This is a genomic window from Winslowiella toletana, from assembly GCF_017875465.1.
Classification (GTDB): domain Bacteria; phylum Pseudomonadota; class Gammaproteobacteria; order Enterobacterales; family Enterobacteriaceae; genus Erwinia; species Erwinia toletana.
The window spans coordinates 986,617-999,782 of sequence record NZ_JAGGMQ010000001.1 but is presented as its reverse complement, the minus strand read 5'-3'; the positions used below and the strand labels follow the sequence as shown (position 1 = coordinate 999,782).

Sequence of the window (13,166 nt, the reverse complement as noted above, 5' to 3'; positions counted from 1 at the left end):
GAGCCGTAGCAGCGCCGTAGTTAACCGCGCGCTGCCAGCTCTGTGCGCTTTACTTTACTGCCACCGGATACAAGAGTTCCCGGACGATAGCGATGCGCTGTTCTGCCGTCAGGTAAAACCGTCCCGTTACCTTTTCAGGGCGTGGTTCCTGCCGCCAGGTGTGTTGTAACTGCTGTAAAAAGCTGCTGGTTGATTGCATATCGACCTCCCTGAAGATGAAATCAGAGAGTAGCGGGTTAAACACGGAACAAATAGTGATGGTTTAAATAATACCCTTCAGGGTTTTAATCGGCTCTTTTTTTGCGCCAGTTGCGCACAGATTGCTCCGAATAAAGTATCAAAATGTTGCTTAGCGGCAATTATTCCGTCGCGAAAGAGATTCCTTTGCCAGGCTTATAGTCCACACAACAGGAGGATATATGAAAGACCGAGCATATGAATCCGCATCAAACGAGGACGAGGTCTGCTGTTTAATCGGTCAGGCTGTTATTGAACTAAGTGATGCACATCAACCCGTCAATAAATCGACATTGTCGCTGAAACTACTGTCGATGGCCGATCGGGATACCGATGAAGAGAAAGTGATTCTCTACTGGATAGCACGGAAGGCTATCACTCAGCCCCATAAGTTCAATATTGGTGTTACGCGCTGGGCGAATACTCAGTAGCAAAAAAGGCAAGCAGGGATGCTTGCCGCGAACCAGATACTTAATTTATGCCGCCCTATTTCCCCGCCAAATCAGCTTTCCCGGCCTGGCAAACATCACATAATTCCCCAGCAGAATCATCACCAGTCCAGCAATTGCATTAGCGTGCCAGATATAGCCTTCATACAACGTGGAGAGCGTCAGGGCTACCAGTGGAAACAACAGCGTGCTGTAAGCTGCCTGACTGGCGCCAATACGTCCGACCAGGGTGAAGTAAGCGCCAAAGCCAATCACCGAGCCGAAAATAGCCAGATAGAACAGCGAACCGAGGTAACGCAGATTAAGCTCCGGCATAAAATTGTCGCCTTGCAGCAGGCTAATCGCGCCCATCACCAGCGCACCATAAAACATGGCGTAAGTGTTAGTCGACAGCGTTTCCAGACCGCGTCGCTGATGGCGTGCGCTAATCATATTCCCCAGTGAGAAACCATAGGTACCTAAGGCACTCAGGCCGATACCGGACAGCAGTGACGGCGCCAGCTGTGTGGCCGTCAGATCGTGCCAGAATAGTGCGATCACCCCGGCGATACCGAGAGCCGCGGCAGGCAGCAAGTTGGCGTGTGGACGCTGGCGAAAAAACAACATACTGTTAATCGCGTTAAACAACACTGCCATTGAGAAAATCACCGACTCCAGCCCGCTGCTGATCCAGGCGGCAGCATGGTAAAAGCAGAGAAAGTTAAAACCAAACACGCAGCAGCCCTGCAACAGACAAAACAGATGGTCGCGCAGACTGATGCGGCGCAGCCGTCCCAGCAGTGTCAGGACGATAAACATCGCCAGCGCCGCCACCAGAAAGCGCCAGAAGATGGATACCGTAACCGGCACCACCCCTTGCTGCATAAATATCGCAATCCAGGTGGTTCCCCAGATCACCACCACCAGAATATAGAGCAGGGCGTTCATATCGCTTCTCGTTCAGACAGGATTTGTCGCCATTATCGTGATTCAGGCGCGGCAAAACTTTCAGCTGCTTGCGTTCACTTGCAAATTCTTGCGCTTTTTTCTGCGTCCCCCGTTGCTGGCGCTGGCGGACGGGCGCGCCACTGCTTAAACTGGACGCCTGTTTCATCCTCAGCCAGGCCCGCATGAATAAGCCATACCACGCTTTTGAAAATCTACGCCAGCATAAAGCGCGCCTGCATGGCAGCGTTGAGCTTGGCTCGGGCATTCAACTGGCGGCATGGTCGAATGCCGGGGATTGCGTGACGCAATACAGCGATCACCATACGCTGAGTCTGTATGTCGATGGCGGGCAGGATACCTGGCATAAAACGCCTGGCGGCTGGCGTAATGGCGGCGCGCCGGATCGCTTCTGTCTGATGCCGGAACAGAGTGAAACCACCTGGGATGTGCGTTCGAAACTCTCTTTTGTCCATCTCTACTGCACCGATGCGCATTTACGTCATCTGGCGGAACAGATCTGGGATCGCAGTCCGGCAACTATCACTCTTGAGGAAAAAGTCTTTAGCAGCGACAGCCATATTGCACAGCTGTATCGCCAGTTTTTACTGAGTTGCGACTGGCAACAAGCCGCTAATCATCTGACCCTGAGCAGCGCCACCACACTCCTGATGACCCATCTTCTCCAGCATTACAGTGAAGTGCTGTGGAAGCTGCCCGCTGTGCGCGGCGGACTGGCGCCGACGGTATTGCGTAACAGCATGGCGTGGATAGAAGATCAGCTGGATCAGCCGCTGACGCTGGCGGAACTGGCGTTGCAGGCAGGCTTAAGCGAATTCCATTTCGCGCGCATGTTTAAGCAATCTACCCGACTGGCGCCACATCAGTATGTGATGCAGCGGCGGATGGCAAAAGCTGAACAGCTGGTGCGGAATACGCAACTGCCTCTCACCGAGATTGCGCTGGCCTGCGGCTTTAGCTCCGCCAGCCACTTCAGTAACCGCTTTAAGACCGTGTTTGGTTATGCCCCTTCGATACTGCGACGTTAAAACTCTGGCAGGCATCCGCAAAAATAACAATCTATTCAGATAAAGATAACGCTTTCTAAATCTGATGGCTGTCACGATGATTGCGGCCTTTCCTGGTCACAGTCGTGAGCTGGAGTTTGGCATTGTGACTTATGCGGGAAAAATAGAGGCGGGAGTCCGCCACCGTTTTTGTACTGGCAGAATTTATTGTGAGTAATTTATTCTTAATGAAGTGAGTAATAGATACATATAAACGGCGAGGGTTATCATCTGTAATAAATCGCTGAAAGCTAATCTTATAATTTTACTGCCTGGTATAGTCGCAGTGGTGATTTATAAGGTTAGCGCAATGGCAGCGCTTTTTTTTGGGCAAAAAAAATCCCCTTACCTGAGGTAAGGGGTTGCCACTTTGGCCAACACCAGGGAAATCGTCGGGACAGGCTAAAAACCTGTCCTTAAGTATAGGTTGAAATCATCGTAACCTGTTTAGCTGCTTCGGGCAAGAGATTCGCAAAATATCTTATTCGAATGGTGTGTTATTTATTATTTACGCTTTCAGCACTATGAAGTCCCGCAGGCAGCAGGGCTGGCGCGGGAAAGCGGTCTCTTTTTGATCGGCCAGCAGAGCGCCCTTACAGGGTTGCTGACGCCTGAAAGAGAGTTGGGAACGTACATAAATTGAACGGCGGGATATTATCAGCAATATTATTGATTAGCCAACATAGTGTTAACCCAGGTACGTAAAATATATGGCAGTCTCAATTAGCCAAAAAAATGTTCATTTGCATATTAATACAACACTGGCGAATCTGATGGCTGTTAAATGACGGTTAAAATAGAGGTTAATTAAGGGATAGCATTTAGTAACCGGAGGGATCACTGCCGCAGACGCCAGTGCTTACCCTCCCGCTAAGGCCGCCAGTGCATTATTCTGCAGTATCAGACTGGCTGGTTTTTTTCATTTTTCGCTGTGTATAAAGTCCGCCGTAGATAAAACCCAACAAAAATGCGGCAGGAAAAACCAGAACCAAAGTTGCTAGTGTACTCATTATTGTTTAGCCAGGTCATTGTAAACGCGGTGATTATCCTCTTTGTTGCGTAATAATCAAGCATGCTGTAACGCTTTTCGGTCGCTGACTGAGTGATGACAACCGCGTCTCTGCTGCTATCATCAGACTATTGTCTCTGCCACCCATGTCTTACTGCTATGTCCTCTGTTGATGATCTGTTTTTGCGGCTATCCCGCTCCCCTTTTCGCCAGCGATTCCATTTAGCGCGGGCTGAATACAGCTATTGCCTGCAAAAGGGCGAAGAGGTGGTCAGGCAACATGCGGCTGATTTTATTAAGCAGCGGCTGGCCCCTGAGCAACCGGAAAATGATGGCAAGCAGACGCCGATGCGCGGTCATCCGGTGTTTGTTGCGCAGCATGCAACTGCCACCTGTTGCCGCGGCTGCCTGAGTAAATGGCATGGCATTCCGTCGCAACAAACGATGAGCGCTGCACAGCAGGATTATGTCGTCGGGGTGATTGTATGCTGGCTGCGGCGGGAAATGCAGCGACCCGTGCCAGCGGAAAAACTGCCGAAAAAGCGTAAAAAACCTGATGAAAACCGGCAGCTGGATCTGCTGTAAATGATCGAACGCTGACAGATACGACGGTTGTAATTTTTTACAACCGTCGTTATATATCCCTGTACTTTAGTTGTTTGACTGGCTACTACTTTGGTTGTATTTTTATGGCATGAAAATGACACTTGCTGAACGTTTGAAACTCGCGATGCGAGAAGCGGGATTTACCCAGACCGGGCTGGCGCAGCGCGCTGGCGTGACTCAGGCCGCCATTCAAAAATTAACTTCCGGTAAAGCGAAAAGCTCGACGCGCATCGGGGATATCGCGCGCGCGCTTGATGTGCGTACTGACTGGCTCGCGGATGAAATTGGCCCTATGCGCGGTAACGACGATGGCGGCCATCACGCATCCTCGACCATACCACCGGAATCGGAATGGATCCCGGTCAGCCCGTGGGATAAACACACCCCGTTGGATGACGATGAAATCGAGGTTCCTTTTCTGAAGGATATCGAATTTGCCTGTGGCGATGGCAGCGTATCGGATGAGGATTATAACGGATTTATGCTGCGTTTTTCTAAAGCGACAATGCGCCGGAGCGGCGTAAATACAGATGGTTCTGGCGTATTATGTTTTCCTGCCCATGGTAATAGCATGGAACCCGTGATCCCTGAGGGGACAGTGGTTGCCGTGAACTGTAATGATAAGAAGATTGTCGATGGTAAACTCTACGCCATCAGCCAGGGCGGCTGGAAACGACTGAAACTCCTGTACCGCACCGGGCCGGAAAAGCTGGCGATCCGAAGCTATAACAGCGCTGAATATCCGGATGAAGAAGCTGATATGCAGGGCATTGAAGTGATTGGCCGTGTGTTCTGGTCATCAACCCTCTGGTAAACCCCCCGCTGATTAACGATTAAGCCTGGCGAAAATGCCGGGCTTTTTTGTCTCTGTGACGCACAAAAACAACCGTCAAAAAAATAAATTACAACTTTAATTATATTTAAAACAACCATTTATCCCATTTATATTTTTAATTACAACCATGGTTGTTGACATGATTACAACTTTGGTTTTAAATTGACTCATCGAAACGCAACAGCGTGAAGATAAGTCGAACGGCGCGACATTAAACCATGCGTCGGGAGCGCGGCGGGTTCAGGGTTGAACGGCAATGCTGCTCATTAGCGAAAGTTTCTTTCGGGTACTCGTTACCACGAAAGCAACTTGCTGAAAGTTAAACTAACGGACCGCAGGCTGCCTGATTTTTTCTGCTCACAGCACAACGGAAAATCAGAGGTGGAAAATCACAAAATGAACGCCCATTCCGGAAATATTGTCACCCAGTTTTTTGCGTGGCTGGCGACCATTGCGGCGGCGCTGGGATGGACGACGCAGGATCTGGCCTATTTTATTTTTGGTGTGTTCGGTGTCGCAATCTCGGTGGCGTCGTATATCAGCGGGCGTTTTGATGCCCGGGCAAAGCGCCGGGAAGATGCACGCCGCACGCAACTGATTGAAAACTATATCCGCGATGCACAGGAAAAACCCTGTGAACAGCGTCCTGGCGCCATCGCGGTCATTTCTGACGCCATGACAAAAACCGAGGCGTAAATGGCAAAACTGAAATCAAAACTCAGCGCAGCCGTGGTGGCTCTGCTGGTCAGCGGTGCTTCGGCGCCGGTGATCCTCGACCAGTTTCTCAATGAGAAAGAGGGCAATTATCGCACGGCTTATCGTGACAGCGCGGGCATCTGGACCATTTGTCGCGGCGTGACCCGTGTCAATGGCAGGCCGGTGACAGCAGGACTGAGATTGTCGCAGGCCCGCTGTGATGAAGTGAATGCCACTGAAAGCCGCAAAGCCATCGCCTGGGTGGATCGCAATGTGAAGGTGCTGCTCACTGCACCGCAGAAGGCCGGAATCGCTTCCTTCTGTCCCTACAATATTGGTCCCGGAAAATGTTTCCCCTCCACCTTTTATCGCAAGCTGAATGCGGGTGACCGCAGCGGCGCCTGCGCGGCGATCAAACAGTGGGTACATGATGGCGGACGCGACTGCCGGTTAACCCGCGGCCAGGCCAATGGCTGCTATGGCCAGGTGGAACGCCGCGATCAGGAAGCAGAGCTGAGCTGCTGGGGGATAGATCAATGATCTGGCTACTAAAGTACTGGCGTCTGCTGGCTGGCGTCTGTCTGATGGCGCTGATTGCCTGCCTGGCGCAGGCGGTCAGCCACTATTACCACCAGTTTCAACGGGCTGAACAGCAGGCGTTGCTCCGGCAGCAGACCATCGACGATATGCAGCGTCGGCAGAAAAGCGTCGCTGCTCTTGATCACAAATACACACAGGAGTTAGCCAATGCACAAGCCAGTATTGACCAGCTTGAGCGCGATATCGCTGCTGGCCATCGTCGGCTGCGGCTCAACGCCACCTGTCAGCAGCGCAGCGCCTCAGCCGCCGCCAGCGTGGATGATGCAACCCGCGCCCGACTTGCTGACGCCGCTCAACGGGATTATTTCACTCTCCGCAGACGTATCGAACTCGCCGGCACACAAATAAACGGTTTGCAGCAATACATCCACACGCAGTGCCTGAAGCAGTAACAGCCTCGCTATCGCGGGGCTTTTTTTCGCCTGTGTTCAGCAGGTTGATAACAAAGAGGAGTCTATGGCTACAAACGGCAGCAATGACACGACGTCGCCGGGATACCTTACCCCGACCACTCCCGACGCGGATTACGACGAGGCATTAGAGCAACAGCTGGGTCAGTGGATTCAGGCGCTTAGCGGCCTGGCTGCGGATCGGGTCAGGCCACGCTGGCCTGCAACGCAAGCGGAACAACCCGCAGCGGAAGTGGACTGGTGCGCCTTTGGCATTATCAGTTTCGACCGCGACGCTAATCCGGCATTTGTCCAGCAAGGCGCAGCGGGGGGCGAACTGCAGTGTCAGGAAGTTATCGAGTGTGAGGCTCTCTTCTATGGCGCAAATGGTCAGCAGATTGCCACCCGGTTTCGCGATGGCGTCACCGTCAGCCAGAACAGTGCAACATTCAACACCATGGGTATGTCGCTGCTTGACTGCTCAAAACTTACCTCTTCCCCCGAACTCGTTAACAACCAGTGGCAGCGCCGTTATGACATGACGTTGCGCCTTGGGCGGAAAATTATCCGCGAGTACGGCATTAAAACGCTGGCAGACGCGCCAGTCACTTTCTTTGGAGAATAACCTATGGCTCAGGGCTTACCTGTATCCAATGTAGTAAATGTAGATGTGATCTTATCGCCCACCGCCGCATCAGGCCGCAATTTTGGTTCTCTGCTGATCCTCGGCAGCTCCACGGTGATCCCGCTCGCAGAACGTGTCCGTTTGTACTCTGCGGCTGAAGATATTGGCGCAGATTTCGGTACTGACAGTGCGGAATATGCGGCAGCGGCGATCTACTTTGCACAGTCACCGGCGCCAACCGAAGTGTATATCGGACGCTGGGCGAAAACCCTGGCTGACGCCGAGAGTGGCGAGGTGGAAACTCTGCTGCAGGCAGTCAATGCGGTGTTGCAGTTCACCAACTGGTATGGCCTGGCCATCGCCGATACGGATGATCTGGTTGATGCCGATATTATTGCGGTGGCTGCGGCGATTCAGTCCGCCAGCACGAGCCGCATCTTTGCGGTGACCACTGACGATGCCGGAACCTTGTCCGGCAGCGCGACGGATGACCTGGCGAGCAAACTGAAAACCGCTGGTTACGGTCGCACCTTTATTCAGTATTCAACCAGCAGCAAATATGCCGCGCTTTCTGCTTTTGGCCGGGCATTTACCGTCAACTTTACCGGCAATAACACCACTATCACCCTGAAGTTTAAAACTGAACCGGGTGTCAGCTACGAAACACTGACCAGTAATCAGGCGGCGGCAGTCGATGCGAAAAACGCCAACGTCTACGTCTGGTACGCCAATGACACCGCCATCCTGCAGCAGGGGGTGATGGCGAATGGCGATTTCTTCGACGAACGCCACGGGCTGGACTGGCTGCAAAACTATGTGCAGACCAACCTGTTTAACCTGCTGTACACCTCAACCAGCAAAGTTCCACAGACCGAAGCGGGCGTCACCCGACTGCTGGCGAATGTCGAGCAGTCAATGGATCAGGCGGTCAGCAATGGCCTGATGGCTGCTGGCGTATGGAATGGCGGCCCAATCGGCCAGCTACTCTCCGGTGATGTGCTGACTAAAGGCTACTACGTCTACGCCACGCCGCTGGCGACGCAGGCGCAGTCCGATCGTGAAGCGCGTAAAGCACCGCTGATTCAGGTCGCCTGCAAGCTGGCCGGTGCGGTTCATTACGCTGATGTGCAAATCAATGTGGTTCGTTAAGGAGAAATAAATGGCTACTTATTCTTTTATGGATGTTTCCGCCTCTATGGTTGGTCCGACCGGTGCATTTGATCTGGGTGCAGGCTCAGCCAACTCTACCGAGGGGATTACCGTCGCGATGGCGGAGGATAAAAACAGTATGACTATCGGTGCTGATGGCGAAGTGATGCATAACATGAGCGCCAGCAAACATGGCACCGTAACCATCAATCTGCTGAAAACCTCACCGATGAATAAAATGCTGTCGCTGGCGTATAACGCCCAGAGCCAGTCATCGGCGCTGTGGGGCAAAAATGTGTTTGTGATCCGCAACCACGCTTCCGGCGATATTGTCACGGTGCGCGCCGCGGCATTTAAGAAGCAGCCTGACTGGCAAAACGCCACCACACCTGAAGTGGTGGCCTGGACCTTTGATGGCGGCAAAATTGATCAGGTACTGGGGGAGTTTTAAACCATGGAATTTGAACTGAAAGGCCAGCAGTATCGCGCGGCGAAACTCAGTGTTTTCGACCAGCTAAAAGTATCGCGCAAGCTGTTGCCGGTTCTGGCGGGCATGCTGGCGGATTTTCAGGCGGTGAGAGCTGTCGCGCAGGGCGGTGATCTGTATCAGGCAATCGAGGCCGTGTTACCCAAAATTGCTGATGCGCTGGCGGAGATGAGCGAAGAGGATACCAATGCGATTATCTTTCCCTGCCTGTCGGTGGTGTCGCGTCAGCATGGCAAAGGATGGACGCCGCTATTTACGCAGGGCGCACTGATGTTCGATGACATCGAACTGTTCAGCATGCTGCAGATAGTCGGTCGGGTGGTGGGCGACAGCCTGGGAAATTTTTTGCAAGAACTCCCCGCGCAAGAGACGACATCCCAGGCAGCGGCCTGACACTTGATAGCCTTCCTGATGGCGAGGATTTTCTGATGCGCCCGGTGGAGGCCGGGTACATCAGCTATCCGGCGCTGAAGGATGGCTCAGTCGACCTCGCGGATATTGCCAGAATGAACGACTGGCTGGATCTGAAAGCCGATAACCAGTACCGCATCGATAAATGGAGGCAGGCCAATGAGCGCTGAAACCCTCAAGGAGTTCTTCGTCTCCCTCGGTTTTCAGGTGGATGAAGCAAGTTTTCGCAAGTTTGAATCCGTGGTGGCGGGTGCCACCGCCAGCGTAGTCAAAATGGGCGGTAATGTGGTGGCCGCGGCGCAAACGGTGGTCGGCTTCACCACCCGCATTGCCGATGGACTTGATCAGCTCTACTGGTCATCCCAGCGTAGCGGTGCCGCGGCAAAAGGCGTTCAGGCCGTGAGCTACGCCGCCTCGCAGGCCGGATCAACCGCTGACGCCGCACGCAGTTCGCTGGAGAATCTCTCCGGCTTTCTGCGTACCAGTCCGGGAGCCGAAGGCTTTCTTAATCGTCTGGGGGTGCAGACGCGTGACGCCAGCGGCAGCATCAGCGATATGGCGGATATTTTTACCCGTGTCGGTCAGACGCTATCGGGCATGCCCTCCGCTGATGCCAGCCAGTACGCAACCATGTTTGGCATCGACAGCAGCACGCTGATGGCTATGCGGGGCGGCATGGCACCGTTTCAGGCTGAATACTCGCAGATGGCGCAGGCGATGGGTTTTAATGCCGATAGCGCGGCAGTCAGTTCCAATAAGTTTATGACTTCGCTGCGTTCATTTAATTTAATGACCGGCATGGCGCAGGATAAAATTGGCTCCGGTCTGGCGGAGGGGTTGTCGGCTCCGCTGGATAATCTGCGTCAGCAGATACTCGATAACTTTCCAAAAATTGAGCAAACCATTACTCGCGTGGTTGAGGGGTTGATCTGGTTTGCTGAGGTGATCGGCGTGGTGGTTTACCGCGTTATTCAGGCTGCCAGTGATATCCAGCAGTGGTGGAGTTCGCTGGATGAAGGAAGCCAGCAACTAATCACTACTTTCGGCGCGCTGGTGGCTGGCTGGTTAGTGCTGAACAGCGCGTTCCTTGCGTCACCAATCGGGATTATTAGCGCGCTTGCGCTTGCCATTATTGCGCTTTATGACGATTACAAAAAGTGGCAGGAGGGTGGTGACTCGCTTATCGACTGGGGGGCATGGGAGCCGGGCATCAAGTCTGCGTTGGCAGGGATTGGCGGCATAATCGACTGCATCAAATCGCTGGGGAGGGAGATGGCCACGCTTCTCGGCATCGATCCTGAGAAGTGGAGCCTTAAGTGGGAGTTTAATAACCTGACTCAGCATCTTGGTGGGCTGGTAAAAATGCTTAACCTGATTGGTGATTTGTTAAATGCGCTGAATGAGGGACGATGGTCTGATGTCCTTAGCGTCGGTAAACAGCTGCTCAGTCAGGGGCGTGATAACCCGGATGCACTGCCAGGCGTGACCAGTAGCGCGCTGAATGCACGTGACTGGTTATCGCAAAATAAATGGGTGCCAGCGTCGATAGATAATATCCAGAATTATGGCATGGATCAGATGCTGCCGACGTCGCCAGTCTATATTACCAGCGCTTCGCCCGGTGGTGACGCCACCATTAACCAGCAAACCCATATCAATATTTATGACGCTTCTGGTGGCCATCAGATCGGGCAGGAAATTGCCGATCTGCAACTGGGGGTTAATTCGCAGATGATTCAGTCACTCAACACAAGGATAAGCTAATGGAGATTCTTTCGACGCTGTTTTCGCAACAGAACCGGAAAATCGGGCTGCTCATCCCGGATGTGGTGATCTCTGAAAAACATACTGACACGCTGGAGATCACCGAGCATCCGGTTGAAACTGGCGCACCGGTGGCCGATCACGCTTATATGAAACCCGCTGAACTGGTGATGAGTGTAGGATTTTCGGCTGGCGGCTCCCTGCTGGATTTTTACGATACCACTTCCAGCGGCTACCATCTCGGCTTAAGCCCAGCTGAGACCTACCAGCAGCTGCGCGATTTGCAGCGCAGTTGCCAGCCGTTTGAGGTGGTCACCGGCAAGCGCATCTATCGCAATATGCTGATCCGCGTAATAGACGTTACTACGGATAAAGACAGCGAAAATGTGCTGAAAGCCTCGCTCACGCTGCGTGAAGTGATTATCTCGGCGGTACGTAAAAAATATGTGGCGGAGAAAGCTGATATGCAAAACGGTGTCAGTACCGCGTCGGTGCAGAACAGCGGCGCCAAATCAGTCCGGCCAGCGGGTAATCAGGTGGCTAATCGGATAACCGGAGGATAAATGCAATACGGTGAAATCCCCCTTACGCCCGATAATCAGCAGTTCACTATTCTAATCGGTAATCTTAGCTGGCGTATTCGTCTGTTATGGCGTGATGACGCTGGCTGGATAATGGATCTGCAACAAAGTGATGGAACCGCGATTATTTCTGGTATTCCGTTAGTGTCGGGCGTCGATCTTCTGGCGCAATACAACTCACTCGGCTTTGGCTTCTCACTCTATTTCCTCAGTGACGTTGATACGCAGCAATATGCGACGAAAACTGACCTCGGCAGCAACAGCCACCTCTATGTGGTCACGGAGTGATTATGAGCCAGAACTGGATGCGTCATTTTGAGCTGTGGCTGCAAAGCAATAACGGCAATCAGGTCCGTCTTGATGACTTTAAGGTGACTTTTAAAGTTGACTGGGTGAAATCCTCCTGGCCCCGGGTGGCGACGGTAAAAATCTATAATCTGGCAGACGATACGGCTAACAGCATACTCGGTAATCAGTTTGACAAAATAAAGATTATTGCTGGCTATAATGGCCTGCCATCTGACGATAATAACCGGGAGTCTGGGGCGAATTTTGGCGAGATATTTAATGGTGATATTCGTTTTACTATTACCGGACGCGATAACCCCACGGATACCTATATTCTGATTCAGGCGATTGACGGCCTTAACGCCTTTAATTATGCCCACGTAAATAGCTCGATTGCTGCGGGTTATAAGCTGGCCGATGTCGGTCAGCTGACAATGCGCTCTTTTAATCCTTTTGGCGTCACCGCTGGTATTTTCAGTAGCATGCCGGAGACGATATTTCCGCGCGGAAGGGCGCTTTATGGTATGTCACGCGATGCAATGAATAATATCGCTGCGCAGTGTCACGCCAGCTGGCAGTTTGTTGATGGTCAGGTACAGCTGGTATCCACCGATAAATATATCTATGAAGCCATTATCCTTAATCGCGGCAGCGGCTTAATCGGTATGCCAAAACAGACCATGACGGGAGGCGTTAACGCCGAATGCCTGATTAACCCCAATATCCGGGTCAACGGTCTGGTTGAGATTCGTCAGGAATCGGTTTATCGCACCGCTCTTGATGACAGTGATATCAGAAAGCAAGGTCCCCGATTGCGGGAAACGCAGAGCAACGGTAATTCCACGGTTAGCGGCGCTGAACAACAGCCACGCGCCGTCGCGGCAGATGGCGTCTATATCGTTGATGCCATCACTTATAACGGTGATACCCGCGGTAATGACTGGAAGATGAGCCTGGTCTGTCGCGCCCGTGGCGTGGCGGAAGCGCAAACCAGCAGCGCTAATCAGCCAGCAGCCAGCTAATCAAATCGTCATTATTGCGTTACCGAT

At 52.6% G+C, this 13,166-nt stretch carries 18 protein-coding genes; 16 read left to right on the top strand and 2 right to left on the bottom strand.

From position 1 onward, the window contains the following. Window positions 1-49: 49 nt before the first annotated feature. Window positions 50-199, bottom strand: a complete 150-nt coding sequence (locus tag J2125_RS04660; RefSeq protein ID WP_017803332.1) for a hypothetical protein — start codon at window positions 197-199, stop codon at window positions 50-52. Between the two features lie 220 nt (window positions 200-419). Between J2125_RS04660 and J2125_RS04655 the strand changes: the two genes are divergently transcribed. Then, entirely contained in the window at window positions 420-668 is a 249-nt protein-coding gene (locus tag J2125_RS04655; protein WP_017803333.1) for a hypothetical protein, read from the top strand. A gap of 45 nt (window positions 669-713) precedes the next feature. On the opposite strand, the gene J2125_RS04650 is transcribed toward J2125_RS04655, so the two are convergent. Further along, window positions 714-1,613 (bottom strand): DMT family transporter, encoded by a 900-nt coding sequence (locus J2125_RS04650; protein ID WP_017803334.1) that lies wholly within the window; start codon window positions 1,611-1,613, stop codon window positions 714-716. Window positions 1,614-1,795: 182 nt separating this feature from the next. Here J2125_RS04650 and J2125_RS04645 point away from each other — a divergent pair, with 182 nt between their 5' ends. The 15 genes from J2125_RS04645 to J2125_RS04575 all read left to right on the top strand — a co-directional run bounded on the left by J2125_RS04645 (window position 1,796) and on the right by J2125_RS04575 (window position 13,139). Continuing rightward, complete coding sequence (locus J2125_RS04645; RefSeq protein WP_017803336.1) at window positions 1,796-2,659, top strand: helix-turn-helix domain-containing protein; 864 nt, start codon at window positions 1,796-1,798, stop codon at window positions 2,657-2,659. A gap of 1,186 nt (window positions 2,660-3,845) precedes the next feature. Next, window positions 3,846-4,271, top strand: a complete 426-nt coding sequence (locus tag J2125_RS04640) for a DUF4186 domain-containing protein (protein ID WP_026112018.1) — start codon at window positions 3,846-3,848, stop codon at window positions 4,269-4,271. A gap of 109 nt (window positions 4,272-4,380) precedes the next feature. After that, window positions 4,381-5,106: an XRE family transcriptional regulator gene (locus tag J2125_RS04635; protein ID WP_017803338.1), complete on the top strand. Its 726-nt coding sequence runs from the start codon at window positions 4,381-4,383 to the stop codon at window positions 5,104-5,106. A gap of 402 nt (window positions 5,107-5,508) precedes the next feature. Then, window positions 5,509-5,823: a hypothetical protein gene (locus J2125_RS04630; RefSeq protein WP_241764040.1), complete on the top strand. Its 315-nt coding sequence runs from the start codon at window positions 5,509-5,511 to the stop codon at window positions 5,821-5,823. Next, window positions 5,824-6,363 carry a lysozyme gene (locus tag J2125_RS04625; RefSeq protein WP_017803340.1) on the top strand — a complete coding sequence of 180 codons (540 nt, stop codon included), beginning with the start codon at window positions 5,824-5,826 and terminating at the stop codon, window positions 6,361-6,363. It begins immediately after the preceding gene. Continuing rightward, the gene (locus J2125_RS04620) at window positions 6,360-6,815 is read left to right on the top strand and encodes a lysis protein (RefSeq protein ID WP_017803341.1); all 456 of its coding nucleotides are present in this window, start codon (window positions 6,360-6,362) and stop codon (window positions 6,813-6,815) included. The genes J2125_RS04625 and J2125_RS04620 overlap by 4 nt, the downstream gene beginning before the upstream one ends. A 64-nt stretch (window positions 6,816-6,879) precedes the next feature. Continuing rightward, window positions 6,880-7,437, top strand: coding sequence for a phage neck terminator protein (locus J2125_RS04615; RefSeq protein WP_017803342.1), 558 nt, complete (start codon window positions 6,880-6,882; stop codon window positions 7,435-7,437). A gap of 3 nt (window positions 7,438-7,440) precedes the next feature. Next, window positions 7,441-8,586 (top strand): DUF3383 family protein, encoded by a 1,146-nt coding sequence (locus J2125_RS04610; RefSeq protein WP_017803343.1) that lies wholly within the window; start codon window positions 7,441-7,443, stop codon window positions 8,584-8,586. A 10-nt stretch (window positions 8,587-8,596) separates the two neighbouring features. Continuing rightward, window positions 8,597-9,037 (top strand): phage structural protein, encoded by a 441-nt coding sequence (locus J2125_RS04605; RefSeq protein ID WP_017803344.1) that lies wholly within the window; start codon window positions 8,597-8,599, stop codon window positions 9,035-9,037. A gap of 3 nt (window positions 9,038-9,040) precedes the next feature. Next, window positions 9,041-9,466 (top strand): phage tail assembly chaperone, encoded by a 426-nt coding sequence (locus tag J2125_RS04600; protein WP_017803345.1) that lies wholly within the window; start codon window positions 9,041-9,043, stop codon window positions 9,464-9,466. 35 nt (window positions 9,467-9,501) lie between these two features. Continuing rightward, window positions 9,502-9,654: a DUF6889 family protein gene (locus tag J2125_RS04595; RefSeq protein ID WP_017803346.1), complete on the top strand. Its 153-nt coding sequence runs from the start codon at window positions 9,502-9,504 to the stop codon at window positions 9,652-9,654. Then, window positions 9,644-11,248: a phage tail tape measure protein gene (locus J2125_RS04590; protein WP_017803347.1), complete on the top strand. Its 1,605-nt coding sequence runs from the start codon at window positions 9,644-9,646 to the stop codon at window positions 11,246-11,248. Before J2125_RS04595 ends, J2125_RS04590 begins: the two co-directional genes overlap by 11 nt. Next, complete coding sequence (locus J2125_RS04585; protein WP_017803348.1) at window positions 11,248-11,811, top strand: phage baseplate protein; 564 nt, start codon at window positions 11,248-11,250, stop codon at window positions 11,809-11,811. Before J2125_RS04590 ends, J2125_RS04585 begins: the two co-directional genes overlap by 1 nt. Further along, a complete protein-coding gene (locus J2125_RS04580) occupies window positions 11,812-12,117 on the top strand; it encodes a phage baseplate plug family protein (RefSeq protein ID WP_017803349.1) in 306 nt (101 codons plus the stop codon). A 2-nt stretch (window positions 12,118-12,119) separates the two neighbouring features. Next, the gene (locus tag J2125_RS04575; protein ID WP_017803350.1) at window positions 12,120-13,139 is read left to right on the top strand and encodes a hypothetical protein; all 1,020 of its coding nucleotides are present in this window, start codon (window positions 12,120-12,122) and stop codon (window positions 13,137-13,139) included. Window positions 13,140-13,166: the final 27 nt, after the last annotated feature.

Coding starts and splice junctions, on each gene's coding strand:
- J2125_RS04660 (WP_017803332.1), bottom strand. CDS start 199: ATGCAATCAACCAGCAGCTTTTTACAGCAGTTACAACACACCTGGCGG.
- J2125_RS04655 (WP_017803333.1), top strand. CDS start 420: ATGAAAGACCGAGCATATGAATCCGCATCAAACGAGGACGAGGTCTGC.
- J2125_RS04650 (WP_017803334.1), bottom strand. CDS start 1,613: ATGAACGCCCTGCTCTATATTCTGGTGGTGGTGATCTGGGGAACCACC.
- J2125_RS04645 (WP_017803336.1), top strand. CDS start 1,796: ATGAATAAGCCATACCACGCTTTTGAAAATCTACGCCAGCATAAAGCG.
- J2125_RS04640 (WP_026112018.1), top strand. CDS start 3,846: ATGTCCTCTGTTGATGATCTGTTTTTGCGGCTATCCCGCTCCCCTTTT.
- J2125_RS04635 (WP_017803338.1), top strand. CDS start 4,381: ATGAAAATGACACTTGCTGAACGTTTGAAACTCGCGATGCGAGAAGCG.
- J2125_RS04625 (WP_017803340.1), top strand. CDS start 5,824: ATGGCAAAACTGAAATCAAAACTCAGCGCAGCCGTGGTGGCTCTGCTG.
- J2125_RS04620 (WP_017803341.1), top strand. CDS start 6,360: ATGATCTGGCTACTAAAGTACTGGCGTCTGCTGGCTGGCGTCTGTCTG.
- J2125_RS04615 (WP_017803342.1), top strand. CDS start 6,880: ATGGCTACAAACGGCAGCAATGACACGACGTCGCCGGGATACCTTACC.
- J2125_RS04610 (WP_017803343.1), top strand. CDS start 7,441: ATGGCTCAGGGCTTACCTGTATCCAATGTAGTAAATGTAGATGTGATC.
- J2125_RS04605 (WP_017803344.1), top strand. CDS start 8,597: ATGGCTACTTATTCTTTTATGGATGTTTCCGCCTCTATGGTTGGTCCG.
- J2125_RS04600 (WP_017803345.1), top strand. CDS start 9,041: ATGGAATTTGAACTGAAAGGCCAGCAGTATCGCGCGGCGAAACTCAGT.
- J2125_RS04595 (WP_017803346.1), top strand. CDS start 9,502: ATGCGCCCGGTGGAGGCCGGGTACATCAGCTATCCGGCGCTGAAGGAT.
- J2125_RS04590 (WP_017803347.1), top strand. CDS start 9,644: ATGAGCGCTGAAACCCTCAAGGAGTTCTTCGTCTCCCTCGGTTTTCAG.
- J2125_RS04585 (WP_017803348.1), top strand. CDS start 11,248: ATGGAGATTCTTTCGACGCTGTTTTCGCAACAGAACCGGAAAATCGGG.
- J2125_RS04580 (WP_017803349.1), top strand. CDS start 11,812: ATGCAATACGGTGAAATCCCCCTTACGCCCGATAATCAGCAGTTCACT.
- J2125_RS04575 (WP_017803350.1), top strand. CDS start 12,120: ATGAGCCAGAACTGGATGCGTCATTTTGAGCTGTGGCTGCAAAGCAAT.